This window comes from Marinilactibacillus piezotolerans, assembly GCF_900114235.1.
GTDB classification, from domain to species: domain Bacteria; phylum Bacillota; class Bacilli; order Lactobacillales; family Carnobacteriaceae_A; genus Marinilactibacillus; species Marinilactibacillus piezotolerans.
Map to the genome: position 1 here is coordinate 24,664 of NZ_FOSJ01000005.1, position 20,813 is coordinate 45,476.

Below are 20,813 nucleotides of genomic sequence, written 5' to 3' on the forward strand. Positions count from 1 at the left end.
GCTGTTCGAACGGATGTGAGTTACAGATATGTTATGTCGACGACCTTTAGGGAGGTCGACGCTTCCTATGAGGTTTTAGATTTTCTTTTCAGGGCTGAACGGTGTACTTAGCTTTTCTTAATACACATTTTTAAAAATTAAAACAAAAATTAAAAAAAGGAGTATGCATCATGACTGACAAACAATACAAAAAAATCGTACTAGCTTATTCAGGAGGATTAGATACTTCCGTAATCATCCATTGGTTAAAGGCACATTATAACTGCGATATTATTGCAGTTACAGCTAATGTCGGGCAAGAAGACGAACTAGAAGGACTAGAAGAAAAAGCTTTGAAGACAGGTGCTTCAAAGTTTTATCTAGCTGAAGTGGAAGAAGAATTTGTTTATGATTCCATTTTTCCAACATTAAAAGCAGGTGCCATCTATGAGAATAAATATCTGTTAGGCACAGCAACGGCTCGTCCAGTCATTGCCAAAGCTCTCGTAGAAATAGCAAAACAAGAAGGTGCAGATGCCATTTGTCATGGTTGTACTGGAAAAGGAAATGATCAGGTTCGATTTGAGATGGGAATTAAAGCTTTAGCTCCTGAACTAGATATTATTGCTCCATGGAGAACGTGGGAAATCACTTCTCGTGAAGAGGCAATCGATTATGCAGAAAAACATGAAATCCCATTGAAGATTTCTCGTGAAACGAATTACTCCAAAGACAAGAATTTGTGGCACTTGTCTCATGAAGGGTTAGATTTAGAAGATCCATTGAATGAACCGAAGTATCATTCTATTTTAGAAATGAGTGTTACTCCAGAAAAAGCTCCAGATAAGCCAACATATGTAAGTATTGACTTTGAGCAGGGCGTTCCAGTAGCAATCGACGGAAAAGAACTAGGTGGCGTAGAATTAATCAAAGCTCTAAATAAAATTGGTGGAGAAAATGCTATAGGGATTCTGGATATGATAGAAAATCGTCTAGTCGGAATGAAAAGCCGTGGTGTATATGAAACACCCGGTGGAACGCTGCTTTATTTTGCACATGAGCAGCTAGAAATGATTACTTTGGATAAAGAGACGCTTCAATATAAACAAGAGCTGGCTCAGAAATATGCCAATATTATATATAACGGTCAGTATTTTACACCACTAAAGCAGGCTTTGGATGCATTCATAAATGAAACTCAACAGACCGTTACAGGTACTGTGAAACTGAAATTATATAAAGGAAATATGATTGTTTCAAGTGTGGATTCACCCTATAGCTTGTATTCAGAAGCTTTTGCAACCTTTGATGACGACGATGTCTACAATCAAGGAGACGCCGCTGGATTTATCAATCTATATGGGTTATCAAGTGTCATTCATGCTGAAATGAAAAAGAAGACACAGCTCGCAAAGCAAGTAAACAGTAGCTTCATCCTGAAAGAGGAAGGAATCAAGGCATGAGCAAAATCAAAGTCGGTGTAATCGGAGCAAGCGGATTTGTTGGAGCTGAATTGACTGGTATCCTGCTCAAGCATCCAGAAGTAGAAATATCTGGGTTATCCTCCATAAATCATGTCGGAAAAGCAATTTCAGAATTGTATCCTGCTTTTACTGCTCAATATGATCAAAAGTTTGAAGAAAATGACACAGTAATTAATCGGTCAGACATCTTGTTTATATGTTTGCCACATGGAGAAAGCGAAAATTTAGTCAAGCAGTGTATGGATCAGAACAAAAAGGTCGTTGACGTCGGCGCAGATTTTCGTCTGAAAAATCTTGATGTGTATAAAGGGTGGTATGGAGTGGACGTTGAATTTCCAGCACTACATGAGCAGGCGGTCTATGGGCTTCCAGAAATGAATCGTGAAGAAATTAAAAGGACAAAGTTAGTAGCTAATCCAGGATGTTATTCCACGAGCATATTACTGGGACTATATCCAGTGATCTCAAAGAAACTAGTTGATCCAGGCAGTCTGATTATTGACGCAAAGTCAGGAGTTACGGGAGCGGGTAAAACTCTTTCAGAAGGAACGAACTTTGCAGTTAAGAATGAAGGATTCAATGCCTACAAAGTTGCGACTCATCGTCATACACCAGAAATTGAAGAAAAATTGAATCTTATGGGAGCTGGAGAAATCAAGGTATCCTTCGTTCCGCACCTGCTACCAGTCAACAGGGGAATCTTATCCACAATGTATGTGGATATCTTAGATGGAGTCGATGCAAAAAGTATTCAGCCAACATATGAAAACTGGTACGAAGATGAACCGTTTGTAACGGTATTGAAAGCAGGCAAATTACCAGATATCAGCCATGTACAACATTCCAATCATTGTCAGATAGGATTAACAATAGACGAAAGAACCAATCGATTGATCATAGTCAGTGTCATTGACAATATGCAAAAAGGTGCTGCAGGTCAAGCAGTACAGAATTTCAATCTAATGTTGGGAATTGATGAAACTAAAGGACTGTCGATGGTAGCCCCATCGTTTTGAGGTGGAAAAATGGAAACCCTAATCAAACATAAAAAAGAAAATCAGTTTAAACTAATCCAAGGAAATGTATGTGCACCTCAAGGATTTATGGCTTCGGGAGTGCATGCGGGATTCAAAAAGAAAAGAAAAGACCTTGCATTGATCTATAGTAAAACAATCAGCAGTACAGCTAGTGTTTATACACAGAATAAAGTAAAAGGTGCTCCAATACAAGTTACCAAAGCACACAGTATAAACGGCAGAGCTCAAGCCATTATCTGTAATAGTGGCAATGCCAATACTTGTAACGCAAATGGAGAAGAAATTGCAAATGAAGTCTGTGCATTAGTTGGGGATGCGCTTGAAATCAAAAAAGAGGATGTTCTAGTTGCCTCTACTGGTGTGATTGGTCAGCCACTGAGCATCGAACCATTTAAGGATGGTATGAATGATTTAGTAGAACAGCTTGATGAAGAAGACGGGAGTGAAGCAGCTCAAGCCATATTGACAACCGATACCGATATAAAAGAATATGCAGTAGAATTTGAACTTGAAAATACAACTGTAAGACTCGGCGGGATTTCAAAAGGCAGCGGCATGATTCATCCGAATATGGCTACAATGCTTGGATTTATTACGACAGATTTAGCTATTGAACCAGAACTGCTTCAGATAACTTTAAAAGAGGTTGTAAAGGATACCTTTAATATGATCAGTGTGGATGGAGATACTTCAACAAATGATATGGTTACGATATTAGCAAACGGTGAAGCCGGGAATCAGCTGATTCAATCAGAAGCAGAACCTGCTCTGCAAGTATTTAAAGAAGCCTTGCATCTAGTGTGTAAAGAACTTGCTATTGCAATTGCAGAAGACGGAGAAGGGGCGAGTACGCTAATTACCTGCAATGTACTAGAAGCAGCAGATAAATTGCAGGCAAAAGCAATAGCGAAACAGGTAATCAGTAGTAGTTTGGTCAAGACTGCAGTATATGGACGAGACGCAAATGTGGGTCGTTTATTATGCGCAATCGGATACAGCGATGCGGAGTTTGACTATCACAACCTGGATATTTATCTGAGATCAGAAAATTACCAGAGTGTCTGTGTGTGTGAAGAAGGTTCGACTGTGTCATTTGACGAAGTAAAAGCATTTGAGATTCTAGGAACAGATAGACTGAGTATTGATATTTATTTGTATGAAGGTAAAAGTCAGGCGACTGCCTGGGGCTGCGACCTCACATATGAATATATAAAAATTAATAGTGCCTATAGAACATAAGGTGTTTAGGCAAAAGAAGGAGCCAAGATGGATTCATTTGAAGTAGCAGAAATTTTAACCAATGCCCTACCTTATATTCAGCGATACGATCAGAAAATGGTCGTTATTAAATATGGTGGTTCAGCAATGCAGAATGAATCACTGAAAAAGGCTGTTTTGTCTGATGCCATGCTGCTGGCAAAAGTCGGAATCAATGTCGTTATCGTACATGGCGGCGGCCCGGATATCAATCACTGGCTCAATAAAGCAAATGTAGAAAGTTCATTCGTGAATGGACTTAGAAAAACAGATACTGACACGATGGAAATCGCTCAGATGGTACTTGCTGGAAAAATCAATAAAGACCTGACACGTATGATTCATTCTCTTGGCGGAAAAGCCATGGGAATCAGTGGTGTGGATGGCGGATTAGTCACAGCCAAACTCAGAGATCCTGAAAACATGGGTGCTGTAGGAGAAGTCACTAAAGTAAACACGCAAGTCATTGAAGATTTGGTGGAAAATGGATATATTCCAGTTATCGCCTGTATTGGAACAGATGAAAATGGTGAAATCTGCAATATCAACGGAGACGAAATGGCCAGCGGAATTGCTAAAGCCTTAGGAGCAGACAACTTGGTTCTGATGTCTGACATCCCTGGTGTACTGGAAGATGCAACGGATTCTACTACACTAATCAAACAGATTGAATTAAAAGAAGTAAATCATTTATACGAAAAAAATATCATCAGTGGCGGTATGATCCCTAAAGTCCAGTGTTGCACAGATGCAGTCAAACATTCAGTAAGACAAGCAGTGATACTAGACGGCAGGATTCCTCATTCATTAATCGTTGAATTTTTGACTGATAAAGGGATTGGCACATTATTCTATAAAAAGGATTGAATAGAAAGGAGTAAATGATGAATAGTATTGAATTGACAAATACGTATGTAACTCCAACGTATAACCGTATACCAATAGTATTTGAAAAAGCAGAGGGCTATTACATTTATGATCAGGATGGGAAAAAATATCTGGATTTCACAGCAGGAATTGGAGTGAACTCACTAGGATATCATCATCCAGATTGGGTAGAAGCTACACAGAAACAGTTAGGCCAACTGCAGCATATCTCAAACTTATACTACACAGAACCTAGCGCACAAGTTGCAGAAAAACTTTGCCTCCATACAGGAATGCAGCATGTACTATTCGTGAACTCTGGAGCAGAGTCAAACGAAATTGCGATTAAAGTCGCAAGAAAATATGGACATGAACAAAGCCCAAATAAACATAAAATTCTTACTCTAAGCAATTCTTTCCATGGCCGTACGGTAACGACTTTATCTGCAACAGGTCAGGATGCATTTCATAAATACTTTGATCCCTTTACGGAAGGATTCGAATTTATTGAAACGAACAATATAAAAGACTTGCATCAGAAAATAGATCAGACCGTCTGTGCCATTATGATTGAAATCGTGCAGGGAGAAGGCGGCGTTGTTCCGCTAGAGTCAGACTTCATCCAAGAAATAGCGGCCGTCTGTAAACAGAAAGATATTTTACTCATTATAGATGAAGTTCAAACAGGAATTGGTCGTACAGGAAAACTTTTTGCTTACGAACATTACGGACTTCAACCAGATATCGTTACGAGTGCCAAAGGACTCGGAAACGGTCTACCCATTGGTGCAGCTATTTTAGGAGAAAAAGTCAAAGATGTATTAGAAGCAGGGGACCATGGTTCTACTTTCGGCGGGAATCCAGTTGTAACAGCCGGGGCAAATGTTGTACTTGAAACCATCACACCCGCATTTTTAGAAAAGGTCCATGAAAACAGTCTCTACCTGATAGAGAAACTAGAAGGATTAGAAGAAGTAGAAAAAGTAACAGGATTAGGATTGATGATTGGGATAACCTTTAAGCATACAACAGCAAAAGAAGTTTTAGCTAAAGCAAAGGAGGAAGGAGTACTGTTTTTAACGGCTAAGGATAAATTACGCCTGCTGCCGCCTCTTATTATAGATAAAGCTGCAATTGATGAAGCAGTTAGCTGTTTAGACAAAGTTTTGAAAAAGGAAGAAGCGGAGGTCTTGAAATGAACCACTTACTAAAACTTTCTGATTTGACCAAAGAAGAATTGCTGTCTATTTTAGAGACTGGACATGACTTGAAGAAGAAGCTGAAGCATGGAATTGAAACGCCTTATTTAAAAGGGAAAACGTTGGGTATGATTTTCCAGAAAGCTTCTACTCGTACCCGAGTATCATTTGAAGTAGGGATGAGTCAATTAGGTGGAAAGCCGTTATATTTAAGTGCCAGTGATTTGCAGATGGGACGTGGTGAACCGATTGAAGATACAGCTCGAGTCTTGTCTCGTTATCTTGATGCAATCATGATTCGTACATTCAAACAGGAAGATTTAGAGTGCCTTGCGGAGTATGGTTCTATTCCTATTATCAATGGATTGACTGATTTGTATCATCCCTGTCAGATTTTAGCCGATCTGATGACGATTCAAGAAGTCAAAGGATCGCTTGAAAACTTGAAGTTTGCCTTCATAGGCGATGGAAACAATATGGCTAACTCATTGATCGTTGGATCCTTGTTGGCCGGAGCATCTATTTCGGTGGCCTCACCTAAAGGATATCAGCCGGATGAATTTATTCTTGAAACGTATGGTAAAAATCCTAAATTTACTTTAACGGAAAATCCATATGAAGCTGTCAAAGATGCCGATGTCGTCTTTACTGATGTCTGGGCCAGTATGGGGGATGAGTCCGAAGCAGGAAAAAGGAAACTGATTTTTCAGGATCTGTATCAGGTAAATACAGAACTCTTGTCTGTTGCCCAGCCAGATGTGATGGTCCAACATTGTCTGCCGGCTCATAAAGAAGAAGAAATCACAACGGAAGTATTTGAACAACATGCGGATTATATTTTTGAAGAAGCTGAAAACCGTCTTCATGTTCAAAAAGCCGTTCTAGTTCATTTAATGGGGGTTCCAATGTATGCCAGCGAATTCAAATAAGATGTGGCAAGGTCGATTAGGCGGAAGCAGCGCAGATGAAGTCGATGTATTTAATTCTTCCATCAGTTTTGACTATGTACTCTATGAAGAAGATATTACAGGCAGCATTGCACATGCTAGAATGCTGGGTAAACAGCAGATTATCTCTAAAGAGGATGAACACAGTATTGTTGAAGGTCTCCAAGGCATTCTGATGGATATAAAAAATGGAGACTTGGAGTTCGATCCGACTGCTGAAGACATTCATATGTTTATTGAAGCTGAGCTGACTGATCGTATTGGAAATGCGGGTAAAAAGCTGCATACAGGTAGAAGCCGCAATGATCAAGTTGCGCTGGATCTAAGGATGTACACAAAAAAGCAAATTGCTGAAATCAAAACGCAATTGCTGCAGTTTGAAAAGGTTATTCTAGATAAAGCGCAGAGTCATATCCATACAATCATGCCCGGCTATACGCATTTACAGATCGCGCAGCCTGTTACGTTTGCCCATCATATTTTAGCGTATGGACAAATGATTTCAAGAGATATCAAACGACTAGATGAAGTAATAGAACATACAGACGTGATGCCACTAGGAAATGGGGCACTGGCAGGAACGACCTATCCATTCGATCGTCAGTTTGTTGCGGATCAGTTAGGGTTCGAGAAAGTGACAGCCAACAGTTTAGATGGTGTTTCCGATCGTGATTTTGTGATGGATACTGTATATGCCTTAAGCATGATTATGATGCATTTGTCTCGTTTATCTGAAGAAGTGATCGTATGGTGTTCTCAGGAGTTCCAGTTTATAGAATTGAATGACGCTTTTGCAACAGGGTCTTCCATTATGCCGCAAAAGAAAAATCCGGATGTAGCAGAACTGGTACGAGGAAAAACAGGTCGAGCTTATGGCAACCTACAGACACTGCTGACTATGATGAAAGGTCTTCCTCTTGCCTACAACAAAGACATGCAAGAAGACAAGGAGGCATTATTTGATAGTATTCATACAGTCAAAATTGCATTATCTGCTATGATTCCAATGATTGATACTATGGAAGTGAAAGCTGATCGCATGCGAGATGCAGCATCAAAAGGATTTATCAATGCGACAGATTGTGCGGATTATTTAACTAAAAAAGGTGTGCCATTTCGTGAAGCATACGGAGTGATTGGATTATTAGTTCAAACGTGTATAAAAAAGGCTATCACATTAGAAGAAGTCCCGCTTGAAACCTATCAATCATTACACTATCTGTTTGAAGAAGATATCTATGAAGCTATCGATTTAGATAACTGTGTAAACAAACGCAATATTGAGGGCGGCCCTTCACCAAAAGCAGTTATGCAACAAATGGAACAGTTGAATACACAACTAAATATTGATCCGAAACATTTACTTTAAATCTATTTTTAGTAAATGTTTTTTGCAGGAACAAATGAAACTTAGCAGATAAAATGCATATAGAGCCATAAAGCTTAGTATAAACCATTTATTATAACTTTCAGTAATATTATGCGACTAGCTGTAAAGTGACAAACTAATTCTTAGTATATAATTTGAAAATTACAAAGATTTCTCACACAAATGTTAGAATAAGTGGTATAATTATCTGAAATAGTGAATTGGTAAATGAGAATTACCTCTGAAAAAGAGCGTAACTTAGGTTAGTTGAAGAATAACTTGGTATTTGTATATTGAAGAAGTTTTAGGTCAGATACATCAACTGAGTTATAATTATATAACTGACTGCATTTCACTACATATTATGACTTAAGGGGAGAATAAATTGGCTGAAAAATTAAAACCACGTACAGATATACCAGAAGAGTTAAAATGGGATTTAACAGCAATTTTCAAGACACAAGCAGAATTTGAGGAAACTGCAGAGCAACTTCCAAAAGACGTAAAAGCTTTTGCGGATAAATATGATGGAAAGTTATCTAATGTAGATACTTTACTTGAAGCCATTCAATCTTACGAAGCATTAAGAGCGACAGCTTCTCACTTGGGACAATACGGTATGTTGCCGGTATCAGTAGATATTTCTGATGGTGAAGCACAACAGCAGGCGCGTCACGTATCCAATGTTCTAGCAAATGTGAGTGCAGATTTAAGCTTCTTTAACTCACAAATTCAAGAAACTGACGAGTCGACTTTGAACGCTCTTGTAGAAAAAGAGCCGAAATACGGTCCCTTTGTCCGTGAAGTAAAAGCGGCTAAAAAAGCTAAACTAGATCCGAGCGTTGAAAAAGCATTGGCACAATTAGGTCCTGTATTTGAATCTCCTTCTGAAATTTTTGAACAAGCTCGTTCTGCAGATGCAGACTTCGGTACATTTGAAGTAGACGGAAAAGAATATGAACTAAGTTTTGTCCTCTATGAAGAAGTTTATATGTATCACGAAGATCCAAAAGTTCGTCGTGCTGCCTATGATCAATTCAGTAAAGTGTTAAGCCAATATCAGAACGTTGTGGCAACAGCTTATTATACACACTTACAAAGTGAAAAAACATTAGCAACCATGCGTGGATATGATTCGATCTTTGATTACTTATTAGAAAGTCAAGAAGTCAGCCAGGAGCTTTATAATCGTCAGATCGATATGATTATGAATGACTTTGCTCCAGTCATGCGTAAGTTCATCACTCATTTAAAAGAAGTTCACGGACTTGAAAAAATGACCTATGCTGACTTAAAAGTTGACTTGGATCCTGAATATACCACACCAATCACTATAGAAGAAACACAAGACTTGGTCAAAGAAGCTATGGCTCCGCTTGGAGAAGAATACGTCAACATGATTTTGCGTTCATATCCTGAACGCTGGACAGACTTTGCTCAAAATATTGGGAAACGTTCAGGTGCATTTTGTTCAACAACATATGGCAAACACCCCTATGTAATGATTACTTGGACTGGAGAGCTAACAGATGCTTATACATTGTTCCATGAATTAGGACATGCCGGTCAGGGAGTTTTATCAAATGAAAACAACCCATTAACAAGTGCTCGTCCATCACTTTATTTAATTGAAGGACCATCAACTTTCAACGAATTATTATTAACAGATTATCTGCAGAACAAAGCTGAAGATCCTCGAATGGAACGTTCAGTTTTATCTAAAATGATTTCTAAAACATATTTCCACAATTTTGTAACGCATTTGCTTGAAGCGGCTTATCAAAGAGAAGTGTATAAACTGATCGATGCAGGCAAGAGTTTTGACGCTAAAAAACTTAGCGAAATCAAGCGCAGTGTACTGGAACAATTCTGGGGTGACTCAGTAGAATTAGAACCCGGTGCAGAATTAACATGGATGCGTCAGATTCACTACTACATGGGATTGTATCCATACACTTACTCTGCAGGTTTAACGATTGCGACCCAAGCATTCCTTAAAATCAAGAGCGGAGAAGAAAAAGTAGATGGCTGGTTAGAATTTCTGGCATTAGGCGGACAAAAAGTTCCCGCTGAAGCAACTCTTGTAGCGGGTGTAGATATTACAACAGATCGTCCACTTTCAGATACAATCAAATACCTGGATGAAACAATTGATCGCATCATTGAATTGACTGGAGAACTTGAAAAAAATAATTAATTAAAACAAAAACCTTTGCAGATGAATTCTGTAAAGGTTTGTTTTAGCTGTTGTAAAAAATGCATTCTTCCGATAAAATGATACTAACTTATTTGAACGGAGGTGGAGGTTAGATGTTTCTAACTGCGAAAAAGCATGGAAAAGAAGAACTTTATTTGTATTTCTGCCGTGCTGAATTTTCTACTGTCATTGCATAATTGGATCAGTGTGTCCATTTTTAGCAATTGAATAGTAGAATCGCAGCGAAAACATCTCACCCCTACCATTAATATACAAAATGGGAGAGCAGATTTGTGCTCTCTTTTTTTGTTGCAGAACAGCCATAGGAGAGGATTCTTTTCTATGGTTGTTTGTATATATATAAACTTTTGTCTAACAAAGGGCTTGAGGGTGAAGGACAAAAGGAGAAAATGATGATTATTTGTACAATGAACGGTGTTTCTCAAGCATATGGAGGAACTCAAATTTTTGAAAATATACAATTAGAAATAAAAGAAGGAGAAAAAATAGGATTAGTCGGAAGAAATGGAAGTGGTAAAACTACACTGATGAAATTGATAGCACAAGCGGAACAACCAAGCAGTGGAATGATTCATTGGAAAAAAGGATGCTCAATTGGATATTTAGAACAAATACCTAATTATTCTAGAGGAATCATTGTGAAAGATGTTTTACGTTCCACATTTTACGATCTATTAGAAAAAGAAAAGCAAATGCAAAGTCTAGAAATGAAAATGAGCAACGAAAAAAATGCCGATCGTCTGGAGCAGCTAGTGGAAAAATATGGATACATCCAAGAAACCTATCTTCAAGAAGGAGGATATGAGATGGATGCTAAAATCCAGCAGATCACTCAAGGATTAAATATAAATCGGCTATTGGATAAGAAGTTCGAGATACTAAGTGGAGGAGAACAAACCAAAATTGGTTTAGCAATGAACCTTCTTAGAAATCCAGACTTGTTGTTATTAGATGAACCAACGAATCATTTAGATTTTTTAGCTACAGAATGGCTGGAACAGTTTGTCAGAAATTATAATGGAGCAGTCGTCATTATTTCCCACGATAGATACTTTCTGGATGAAGGAGTAAGCAAAATAATTTGTCTAGAAGATGGTGAATGTACAATTTATCATTCTAATTTTACTGGGTATATAAAAGAGAAAGAAGAAAAAGTTTTAAGAGAATTTCAAGCTTATGAAGAACAACAACGTAAAATAAAGAAGATGAAGGAAAGAGCAAAAACACTGAGAGAATGGGCTAATCGAGCAGTTCCACCTAATCCCGGATTGCATAAAAAAGCTCGGCATATGGAAAGAATGATCGAAAGAATGGAGAAAGTTAAAAAACCGCATGTAAGTAAACAAATGAAACTGGACATAAAGACTTCAGATCGAAGTGGAAAAGATGTTATCGTTACTGAAGGAGTAACCAAGTCTTTTGATGAAAGAGTACTATTAGAAGATGTGAATATTCATATTCGTTTCGGAGAAAAAGTGGTTTTAGTAGGGGAGAATGGTACCGGAAAATCGACTTTGTTGAAAATGATTTTAGGAGAAGAAAAAGCAGATTCTGGTCAAATAGATAGAGGCAGTAATATAAAAGTCGGCTACCTTTCACAACACTTATTTACTAAGGAAAAAAGTGAGAGGGTGATTGATGTTTTTAAAGAGAACTTCCAGATGACTGAACAGGAGGCTAGGACGAAACTAGCTCGATTTTTGTTTTATGGAAAAGATGTCTTTAACCAAATTTCAGGACTAAGTGGCGGAGAGCGGATGCGGTTGAGGTTGGCACAACTTATGGAAGAAGATATAAATTTTTTAGTTTTAGATGAACCTACTAACCACTTAGATATCGAATCCAGAGAATTAGTAGAAGAAACTTTGGAAAATTTTCAAGGAACCATTCTGGCTGTTTCTCATGACCGCTATTTTTTAGATAAAACATTCAATAAAGTATACTGGATAGATGAACAAAAAGCAGAGTTTTTCCCCGGAAGCTATTCATGGGCCAAAAGAAAAAAAGAGGAATTAAATAATTAGACAGTATGAACAGTAATGCCTGCTCTATAAATAAAGTAGTGTAGAAAAATAACCTTATAGCTGTGTTACAATTATAAAGCGCAAAGAGAAAAATACGAATAGTTTGTAAAAGTAGAAAAATGGAATTAGAATGTTGGAGGCAATATGGATACAATTTTCAAAACATTGAAGCACTACTATGGATATGATACGTTTCGTCCCGGACAAGAAGCATTGATCAATGCTATTTTAAATGGTAGAGACGTTTTAGGAGTAATGCCCACTGGAGGCGGCAAGTCACTATGTTACCAAATTCCGGCAATCATAATGGATGGTGTAACGATAGTGATTTCACCACTTATTTCTCTAATGAAAGACCAAGTCGATGCATTACAGACGATGGGTGTTAGAGCAGCTTATATCAATAGCCAATTATCTTATTTTGAACAGCAAGTAATTATCGATGAAGCAATCAGAAATGAATTGGATCTATTGTATGTATCTCCAGAACGTTTGGGAAATGAACAGTTTCTATATTCTGTACGTCGTATGAATGTGAACCTGGTTGCAGTCGATGAAGCTCATTGCGTCTCTCAGTGGGGACATGATTTTAGACCAAGTTATCAAGTGATCCCACAAATCATGGATGTATTGCCTTCACGACCACCTTTTGCAGCATTTACTGCAACAGCAACGACAATTGTTCAACAGGATATGATTGATCAGCTGAATTTAAATCAGCCTTTTGTGCATATTGCCAGTTTTGACCGACCAAATCTATATTTCTCAGTAGTTAAACCGGATAAAAAAAGCAATGAACTGAGTCGGATTTTAGATAAAAAAGAATCTAGTATCATTTACTGTAATACCCGTAAAAATGTCGATACTGTATACAAATCTCTTAATAAAAAAGGTTTTCCTGTTACCCGTTATCATGCAGGAATCGAACCAGAAGAACGTATTATAAATCAAGATCAGTTCTTATACGATGAAAAACCGATCATGGTAGCGACGAATGCTTTTGGAATGGGAATCGATAAATCTAACGTGCGGAAAGTCATTCATTATAATATGCCGCTTGATATGGAGAGTTACTATCAGGAAGCCGGACGTGCTGGAAGAGACGGAGCACCTGCTGAAGCAATTCTTTTCTATTCAGCTCAGGACATCATTACGAACACGATGCTGATTGAACAAGGAAAAGCACCCCATGCCAAGAAAAACCTGAATTCTATGATCACTTATTGTAAAACGGGAAACTGTCTGCGTAAAAGTATTTTAAAATATTTTAATCAAGAAGTGGAGTGGCAGGAATGCGAATACTGTTCTAACTGTGATGAAGAAACAATCACGACCGATATCACTGTCGAATGTCAGAAAATACTATCTTGTGTTTATCGAATGAAACAGATGTACGGAGCTGGGTTAGTGACGGATGTTCTTCGCGGTAAAAAGACCAGTCGGATTCAACAGGTGAACTTTGATGAACTGAGTACGTATGGCATCATGTCAGATTACACTGATGGGGATATTAAAGATATGATTTCAATAATGGTCAGCGATAATTATTTGAGATTAGGTGGGGATCAATATCCTGTGCTGCAGTTTACGGAAAAAACAGCTGATTTGCTTAAAGGGAAAACGAAATTATCTATACGCAAGCAATTGAAACAAGAGCCAGTACACAAAACGAAAAAAATCGAAAATATCGAAAATTATGACGAAAAGTTATTCGAAAAATTAAGAAATATACGTACAAAGATAGCGCAGGAAATTGGTAAACCGCCTTTTGTCGTATTCACAGATAGAAGTCTGATTGATATGGCAGCTAAGTTTCCTCAAACTGATGAGGAATTTCTTGCGATCAATGGAGTAGGAGAAACCAAATTAGCTGACTATGGTGAAAAGTTTCTTCCAGTTATAAAAGCGTACGTGGAAGAACAGGGTTTGCAGACTGAAGAGTTGAGAATACAGAATGTAACGGAGAAAGAAGTTTCCAAACCAGTCAGTTCTTCAAAGTATTCTGGAAAAAACTCTATGGAAGAAACAATTGACCTTTTAAAGAATGGTCACTCAATTGAAGAAATAGCAGAACTTAGAGGATACACTACAAATACAATCGTCAATCACATCTGTAAAGCAATCGAAAATGAAATGGAGATAGGCTATAATCAACTCGTTTCAGCTGACGCAGAAGCAGAGGTCAGATCAGCAGTAGAAAAAGAAGGAAATGAATTCTTGAAACCAATCAAAGAAGCAGTTGATGAGTCGATTTCATACGACGCTATCAAATTTGTTTTGGCAAAAATGAAAAGTGAAGAAAATAATTAGTCACAAAAAACAGTCACAACTTACGCTATTCTGTGTAAGTTGTGACTGTTTTTTAAAATCTTTTTATTGACCAATACCTAAAGCTGCTTGAGCAGCGTGCATACCGGCAACGCGTCCAGTAATAAAGGCACCCGTGATATTATAACCACCCGTGTAGCCATTATAATCTAAAATTTCACCAGTAAAGTAAAGATTTTGCATCTTTTTGCTTTCTAAAGTTTTGGGGTTGACTTCTTTAGTATTGACTCCGCCACCAGTAACGAAAGCTTTCTCAATCGGAAGTGAGCCGTTGACAGTGAAACGAAAGTCTTTAAAGAATTCAATAACCGAATCGATTTGAGCATGAGTCAACTGTTTCAATGGGGTTCCATCTTCAATATTCAATTTCTCAAGTCCAAACAATAGATAGCGCTCTGGAACCATTCCTTTAAGCGAGTTTTTCACACTTTTATCCCCAGCATCTTTAATCAGCTGAGCGATCTCTTGTCTCAGTTCATTAATCGTCTTGTCTGGCAAAGCGTCAATCATCATGGTAGCTCGATCCGTCTTGTCACGCTTCATCACTTGATGAACGAACATTGAACAACGCAGAACGGCAGGACCTGAAATACCAAAGTGAGTAAAAATCATATCCATACGGTGCGAAATTGCGGCTTTTCCTTTTTTGTTCAAAACACTTAAATTGGCATCTCTCAAAGCAAGTCCCTGCAGGACTCTTGCTTCAATAAACGGTTCGTCTGATGTGATAGGAACTTCTGTAGGATACAAAGGTTTCAATGTATGTCCAGCTTTTTTAGCCCATTGATAACCGTCTCCAGTGGATCCTGTCTTAGGCATTGCACGTCCACCGGTAGAAAGAATAATGCTTGAAGCAAGTAGGGTACGTCCATCTTTTAAACGAACGCCTTTGCTTTTCCCCTCTTCATATAAAACTGTATCTACAGGAGCATTCAAGAAAATTTCGACTTTGTTTTCTTCCATGATTCTTTTCAATGCTTCAACGATCGTTCTTGATTTGTCGGTCGTCGGGAACATTCTCCCGTGATCTTCTTCTTTTAAAGCAATTCCGTTTGAACGGAAAAATTTCATAATATCATAATTATCATATTGGTAAAATGCACTATATAAAAAGCGTCCGTTACCAGGAATATGGGTAATAATTTCTTCTTTATCACGGTTGTTGGTGACGTTACAACGACCATTACCCGTTACCAGCAGCTTTCTGCCCAGCATCTTGTTTTTTTCAACGACAGCAACTTTTGCGCCGGATTCTGCGGCTGAGATTGCGGCCATCATGCCACTCGTTCCGCCTCCAACGACAAGTACATCGTAGTGGGTCATATTATTTCCTCCTACTTACTCATTAAGCTATCCGTTACTGTACCATAATTTACAAAAATAGGCTATAAAAGATTGAGATAGTCGGATTTATGTAATAATTTTTGAAGTATACTGATTTGCTATTCATTCACCTTTAAAAGTTAAAATAGAAAAATATAGATAGAAATAAATAACACAATCCCTGAGGATACTATTAATAGCCAGCCTTCGAGTCTTTTATTTTTAGTGAACTCAACGAATCCGTTTAACAACTGTGACAGGCCAGCTAGAAAAAAGACTAAAGCTAAAAATCTGAAATCTTGAGACAGTAATCCGTAAAGCGCAATAATGATTGTTGTAACAGAAAGTAGGATACTTATTTTTTTCAGCAAGTGTATCTCTCCTTTCAATAAATGGGTTTTACTATTTAATCCTATCAGATACGAGGTGTAATTTCATTTTTAGAAAGCAAAGATTAAGCAATCATCAATAAATCATGCAATCTTTACAGTAAAGCGCTTGTATGTAATGGATTACATCCTATACACTGAATCTATAACAAATTGTTTTACTATCTAGAAACAGATAATTTATTCAAGGAGGAACACATATAATGGCATTCAGAAAAGACTTTTTATGGGGTGGCGCAACAGCTGCCAATCAACTTGAAGGTGGATACGATCAAGATGGACGTGGATTAGCAAATGTTGACGTAGTGCCCGTTGGAGAAGACCGAGGACCGATCATTACAGGACAAGTGAAACATTTTGATTTTGATGACAATCATTTCTATCCAGCTAAAGAAGCAATCGATCACTACAATCGTTTCAAAGAAGACATTGCACTGTTTGGAGAAATGGGCTTTAAAACGTATCGTCTATCTATTGCATGGACACGCATTTTCCCTAAAGGAGACGAAACAGAACCAAATGAAGCAGGATTGAAATTCTATGAAGATTTATTCAAGGAATGTCATAAATATGGTATTGAACCCTTAGTTACAATCACTCATTTTGACTGCCCTATGCATTTGATTAAAGAGTATGGTGGCTGGCGTAACCGTAAAATGGTTGATTTCTATGAAAATCTTTGTCGTGCAATTTTTAGTCGCTATAAAGGTTTAGTAAAATACTGGTTGACTTTCAATGAAATCAATATGATTTTACATGCTCCATTTATGGGTGCCGGATTAGCCTTTGATGAAGATGAAAACCAGAAACAAGTGAAATATCAAGCAGCTCATCACGAATTAGTGGCTAGCGCATTAGCAACTAAAATAGCCCATGAAGTAGATCCTGAAAACCAAGTAGGTTGTATGCTTGCAGCAGGTAAATATTATCCGAATACACCAAACCCAGTAGATGTATTTGCTGCTCAGCAAGAAGATCATGAAAACTACTTCTTTATCGATGTACAGTCTCGCGGAGAATATCCAGCATATGCAATTAAAGAATTAGAACGTGATGGAATCGAAATCCCATTTGAAGAAGGGGATAAAGAACTTCTTAAAGAAAACACAGTAGACTTTATTTCATTCTCTTATTATTCATCTCGTGTAGCATCAGGAGATCCTAAAGTGAATGAAAAAACTGCAGGAAATATTTTTGCTTCAATCAAGAATCCATATCTAGAAGCAAGTGAATGGGGATGGCAGATCGATCCGCTTGGGCTGCGTATTACTATGAATGATGTATATGATCGCTATCAAAAACCATTATTTATTGTAGAAAATGGACTAGGTGCAGTAGACACCCCAGATGAAAATGGGTATGTAGAAGATGATTATCGTATACAATATATGGCTGAACATATTAAAGCAATGAAAGATGCTGTTGAATTAGATGGTATTGACCTCATGGGCTATACTTCTTGGGGATGCATCGACCTTGTAAGTGCCGGAACTGGTGAAATGAAAAAACGTTATGGTTTCATCTATGTAGACCGTGATAATGCGGGTAACGGAACATTGAAACGTACGAAGAAAAAATCATTTGACTGGTATAAAAAAGTCATCGCAACAAACGGTGAAGACGTCAGTAATGATTAATTGAATAAAATTTTTTAGAAAGTGCCGGTGAATGATTGCCGGCACTTTTTTTTATCAGCTGGCAACTTGTATTCGCTTATTGTAACTCTGCCAAAAGTGCTATAAAATAATACTTACATATAGTCATAGAGGAGCGATCAGTATGGAAAACTTGCAAGGACAGTGCCTATGCGGAAGAACCATTATCACCGTCAGCCAAATTACTCGTGATGTTACGGTCTGTCACTGTAGTATGTGCAGAAAGCAGGCAGCTGGCCCTATGTTTTACACAGATAGAGTCCCAGATAACCAAATCCATTTCAACCAAAAAGAGACAGTCGGCGTGTATCCTTCATCAAAAGAGATTGAAAGAGGATTCTGTAATCAGTGTGGAACATTCTTATTTTTCCGAAATACAAAACAGCAGATGACTTCAATGAATCCTGAGTTGTTCGATGAACAAATCTCAGCTTTGAACTTTGAGAAAGAAATTTATTACGACGACAAACCAGACTATTATGTCTTTGCAAATAAAACAATCAAACGACCTTAACGGAGGAAAAACAGTGAGCAAACAAACAGAATGGATTGAAGAAAAGACGATCCGCCAATTACAGAATGCCTTAACTAAAGGTGAAACAGCATCTAGAGAGTTGGTTTTGACTTATCTGAAACGAATTGCAGAAATCGATGCATCAGGACCGAAATTGAATGCAATTATTGAAGTAAATCCAGATGCTTTGTATATTGCAGATAAATTGGATGCACAGCGAAAAGCCGGAAAAGTATACGGTAGTCTTCATGGGATTCCCGTTGTCATAAAAGATAACGTGGATACTCAGGATAGAATGCATACATCTGCTGGATCTTTACTGTTGAAAGATCATGTCGCAAAAGCAGATGCCTTTGTTGTCGAGCAGTTGCGTAAATCCGGGGCAATTATTCTAGCGAAAACGAATCTGACAGAGTGGGCAAACTTTATTGCGGAAGATATGCCGACTGGCTATAGTTCCCGTGGTGGGCAGACAATAAATCCTTATGGAAAAAGTTTTATAGTCGGAGGATCAAGCGCAGGGTCAGGAGCAGCTGTTGCAGCCAATCTGGCTACAGCAGGGGTTGGGACAGAAACTTCAGGTTCGATTCTTAGTCCAGCTAGTCAGAATTCGTTAGTTGGAATTAAACCGACTGTAGGTTTGATCAGTCGTAGTGGTATTGTTCCGATCTCAATTACTCAAGATACTGCCGGACCCATGACAAGAACTGTTGAAGACGGGGCTATTTTATTAAATGTATTGAACGGCGAAGATGAAAATGACCCGATCACTAGTACCAACCCTTTCGGGAAAAAAGATTTTACCGATTCTCTAAAAAAAGATGGTTTAAAAGGAAAGCGTATCGGAGTTGCCCGTAAGCCTTTCTTTGAATATGTAAGTGAAGAACATCGAAAAGTGATCGATGCTGCAATCGAAGAAGTAAAAGCAGCTGGTGCAATCATAATAGAGGATATCAAAATTCCTTCCGCTAATAATGATTGGGATATCAATGTAATGCTGTATGAATTCAAATCAGCAGTCGAGACTTATTTGAAGACCGTAAATGTGTCGACTGATTTAAATACATTAAATGATTTAATCCAAGGCAATCGCAGACTTGGAACAAAAGCACTGAAGTACGGGCAAGCATTATTCTATCAAGCAGAAAGAACGAGCGGTCGTTTGATAGATTCCGATTACTTGAACAGCTTAGTTTTTGACCAGGAACAATCTCGAGAAAAAGGCATTGATGCAGTGCTGGCAGACAATCAGTTAGATGCTATCATCACACCGAACAATGTGGGCGCAACTATTCCGGCTAAAGCGGGATATCCTTCAATCACGGTGCCAGCCGGCTATACTCCAGTTGGCGAACCAGTAGGGATAACCTTTACGGCTGGACAATACTCAGAACCAATTCTGTTAGAATGTGCTTATGCATATGAACAAAGTACTTATCACCGTAAGAAACCAATATTTGATAAAAAGGAAGGGTAATGATGGCAAAACACAAAATCTATACAATGAGTTTTGGAAGTGTCTATCCGCATTATGTTACCAAAGCCGAGAAAAAAGGACGTACAAAAGCAGAAGTAGATGAAATCATTCGCTGGCTGACTGGATATTCACAGGCCGAACTTGATGCAGTAATAGAAGACGGAACAGATTTTGAAACATTCTTTGAGCAGGCGCCGGAAATGAATCCCAACCGAGTACAAGTAAAAGGCATAATATGCGGAGTGAGAATTGAAGAAATCGAAGAGCCCACAATGAAAGAAATCCGCTATCTCGACAAGATGATCGATGAACTGGCGAAAGGCAAGAAAATGGAGAAGATTTTACGTGTAGATACTCTAAAAAAATAAATATATTATAAGAAGACTAAGATAAAAGTTTCTTTAGAACCATTAAAAAGAAAAATCTAGTAGAATAGTGCCAAACCTTATATGTTAGACCGAAATCTAGTATGCAGAGTTAACTTTATTTAAAGAATAAAGAAGATGCGCTTTAAGGATTGTTAATATTGTAGAAGAGAACTTTTCTTTTGTGCATATCTTTGTCGACTTTTCCCAATAATATATAATTTGTAAATTTATTAACAAAGTCATTTTTACCTACGTAAGTTAAAAGATTTATTATTTTTAATTGTAAATATGTAGAATAAATGATGTTTTTTTCGGGATTGATAATTAGATTATGTTTTTTAATGAAAAATATACTTTGATTCTTGAGTTAAACGTGTT

General features: G+C 37.8%; 16 protein-coding genes. 14 read left to right on the forward strand and 2 right to left on the reverse strand.

Features of this window, described 5'->3' with window-relative positions; all coding sequences use genetic code 11:
- Positions 1 to 170 precede the first annotated feature (170 nt).
- The 10 genes from BM212_RS02210 to recQ all read left to right on the forward strand — a co-directional run bounded on the left by BM212_RS02210 (position 171) and on the right by recQ (position 14,691).
- Positions 171 to 1,442: an argininosuccinate synthase gene (locus tag BM212_RS02210; protein WP_091895862.1), complete on the forward strand. Its 1,272-nt coding sequence runs from the start codon at positions 171 to 173 to the stop codon at positions 1,440 to 1,442.
- Positions 1,439 to 2,479 (forward strand): N-acetyl-gamma-glutamyl-phosphate reductase, encoded by a 1,041-nt coding sequence (argC, locus tag BM212_RS02215; RefSeq protein WP_091895865.1) that lies wholly within the window; start codon positions 1,439 to 1,441, stop codon positions 2,477 to 2,479. The genes BM212_RS02210 and argC overlap by 4 nt, the downstream gene beginning before the upstream one ends.
- A gap of 9 nt (positions 2,480 to 2,488) precedes the next feature.
- Positions 2,489 to 3,739, forward strand: coding sequence for a bifunctional glutamate N-acetyltransferase/amino-acid acetyltransferase ArgJ (gene argJ / locus BM212_RS02220; protein ID WP_091895868.1), 1,251 nt, complete (start codon positions 2,489 to 2,491; stop codon positions 3,737 to 3,739).
- A gap of 27 nt (positions 3,740 to 3,766) precedes the next feature.
- A complete protein-coding gene (argB, locus tag BM212_RS02225) occupies positions 3,767 to 4,624 on the forward strand; it encodes an acetylglutamate kinase (protein ID WP_091895871.1) in 858 nt (285 codons plus the stop codon).
- Between the two features lie 17 nt (positions 4,625 to 4,641).
- On the forward strand, positions 4,642 to 5,823 hold the full coding sequence (locus BM212_RS02230) for an aspartate aminotransferase family protein (protein ID WP_091895874.1): 1,182 nt from the start codon (positions 4,642 to 4,644) through the stop codon (positions 5,821 to 5,823).
- On the forward strand, positions 5,820 to 6,752 hold the full coding sequence (gene argF / locus BM212_RS02235; RefSeq protein WP_091895877.1) for an ornithine carbamoyltransferase: 933 nt from the start codon (positions 5,820 to 5,822) through the stop codon (positions 6,750 to 6,752). Before BM212_RS02230 ends, argF begins: the two co-directional genes overlap by 4 nt.
- Entirely contained in the window at positions 6,733 to 8,139 is a 1,407-nt protein-coding gene (argH, locus tag BM212_RS02240) for an argininosuccinate lyase (RefSeq protein ID WP_091895880.1), read from the forward strand. The genes argF and argH overlap by 20 nt, the downstream gene beginning before the upstream one ends.
- A gap of 385 nt (positions 8,140 to 8,524) precedes the next feature.
- Positions 8,525 to 10,336, forward strand: a complete 1,812-nt coding sequence (pepF, locus tag BM212_RS02245; protein WP_091895883.1) for an oligoendopeptidase F — start codon at positions 8,525 to 8,527, stop codon at positions 10,334 to 10,336.
- A gap of 413 nt (positions 10,337 to 10,749) precedes the next feature.
- Positions 10,750 to 12,381, forward strand: coding sequence for a ribosomal protection-like ABC-F family protein (abc-f, locus tag BM212_RS02250; RefSeq protein ID WP_177206275.1), 1,632 nt, complete (start codon positions 10,750 to 10,752; stop codon positions 12,379 to 12,381).
- 144 nt (positions 12,382 to 12,525) lie between these two features.
- Complete coding sequence (gene recQ, locus BM212_RS02255) at positions 12,526 to 14,691, forward strand: DNA helicase RecQ (RefSeq protein WP_091895889.1); 2,166 nt, start codon at positions 12,526 to 12,528, stop codon at positions 14,689 to 14,691.
- Positions 14,692 to 14,754: 63 nt separating this feature from the next.
- On the opposite strand, the gene BM212_RS02260 is transcribed toward recQ, so the two are convergent.
- Complete coding sequence (locus tag BM212_RS02260; protein ID WP_072693099.1) at positions 14,755 to 16,032, reverse strand: BaiN/RdsA family NAD(P)/FAD-dependent oxidoreductase; 1,278 nt, start codon at positions 16,030 to 16,032, stop codon at positions 14,755 to 14,757.
- 140 nt (positions 16,033 to 16,172) lie between these two features.
- Positions 16,173 to 16,403, reverse strand: coding sequence for a DUF3953 domain-containing protein (locus tag BM212_RS02265; RefSeq protein ID WP_091895892.1), 231 nt, complete (start codon positions 16,401 to 16,403; stop codon positions 16,173 to 16,175).
- Between the two features lie 221 nt (positions 16,404 to 16,624).
- Here BM212_RS02265 and BM212_RS02270 point away from each other — a divergent pair, with 221 nt between their 5' ends.
- From BM212_RS02270 to BM212_RS02285, 4 genes are all read left to right on the forward strand, one after another.
- A complete protein-coding gene (locus BM212_RS02270) occupies positions 16,625 to 18,058 on the forward strand; it encodes a 6-phospho-beta-glucosidase (RefSeq protein ID WP_091895895.1) in 1,434 nt (477 codons plus the stop codon).
- 142 nt (positions 18,059 to 18,200) lie between these two features.
- The gene (locus BM212_RS02275; RefSeq protein WP_091895898.1) at positions 18,201 to 18,590 is read left to right on the forward strand and encodes a GFA family protein; all 390 of its coding nucleotides are present in this window, start codon (positions 18,201 to 18,203) and stop codon (positions 18,588 to 18,590) included.
- A 13-nt stretch (positions 18,591 to 18,603) separates the two neighbouring features.
- Positions 18,604 to 20,067, forward strand: coding sequence for an amidase family protein (locus BM212_RS02280; protein ID WP_218149676.1), 1,464 nt, complete (start codon positions 18,604 to 18,606; stop codon positions 20,065 to 20,067).
- A 2-nt stretch (positions 20,068 to 20,069) separates the two neighbouring features.
- On the forward strand, positions 20,070 to 20,435 hold the full coding sequence (locus tag BM212_RS02285; protein WP_091895906.1) for a DUF2200 domain-containing protein: 366 nt from the start codon (positions 20,070 to 20,072) through the stop codon (positions 20,433 to 20,435).
- Positions 20,436 to 20,813: the final 378 nt, after the last annotated feature.

What these genes read in the sequence shown, in the direction of transcription:
- BM212_RS02210 (WP_091895862.1), top strand. Translation starts at nt 171, where the DNA reads ATGACTGACAAACAATACAAAAAAATCGTACTAGCTTATTCAGGAGGA.
- argC (WP_091895865.1), top strand. Translation starts at nt 1,439, where the DNA reads ATGAGCAAAATCAAAGTCGGTGTAATCGGAGCAAGCGGATTTGTTGGA.
- argJ (WP_091895868.1), top strand. Translation starts at nt 2,489, where the DNA reads ATGGAAACCCTAATCAAACATAAAAAAGAAAATCAGTTTAAACTAATC.
- argB (WP_091895871.1), top strand. Translation starts at nt 3,767, where the DNA reads ATGGATTCATTTGAAGTAGCAGAAATTTTAACCAATGCCCTACCTTAT.
- BM212_RS02230 (WP_091895874.1), top strand. Translation starts at nt 4,642, where the DNA reads ATGAATAGTATTGAATTGACAAATACGTATGTAACTCCAACGTATAAC.
- argF (WP_091895877.1), top strand. Translation starts at nt 5,820, where the DNA reads ATGAACCACTTACTAAAACTTTCTGATTTGACCAAAGAAGAATTGCTG.
- argH (WP_091895880.1), top strand. Translation starts at nt 6,733, where the DNA reads ATGCCAGCGAATTCAAATAAGATGTGGCAAGGTCGATTAGGCGGAAGC.
- abc-f (WP_177206275.1), top strand. Translation starts at nt 10,750, where the DNA reads ATGATTATTTGTACAATGAACGGTGTTTCTCAAGCATATGGAGGAACT.
- recQ (WP_091895889.1), top strand. Translation starts at nt 12,526, where the DNA reads ATGGATACAATTTTCAAAACATTGAAGCACTACTATGGATATGATACG.
- BM212_RS02260 (WP_072693099.1), bottom strand. Translation starts at nt 16,032, where the DNA reads ATGACCCACTACGATGTACTTGTCGTTGGAGGCGGAACGAGTGGCATG.
- BM212_RS02270 (WP_091895895.1), top strand. Translation starts at nt 16,625, where the DNA reads ATGGCATTCAGAAAAGACTTTTTATGGGGTGGCGCAACAGCTGCCAAT.
- BM212_RS02275 (WP_091895898.1), top strand. Translation starts at nt 18,201, where the DNA reads ATGGAAAACTTGCAAGGACAGTGCCTATGCGGAAGAACCATTATCACC.
- BM212_RS02285 (WP_091895906.1), top strand. Translation starts at nt 20,070, where the DNA reads ATGGCAAAACACAAAATCTATACAATGAGTTTTGGAAGTGTCTATCCG.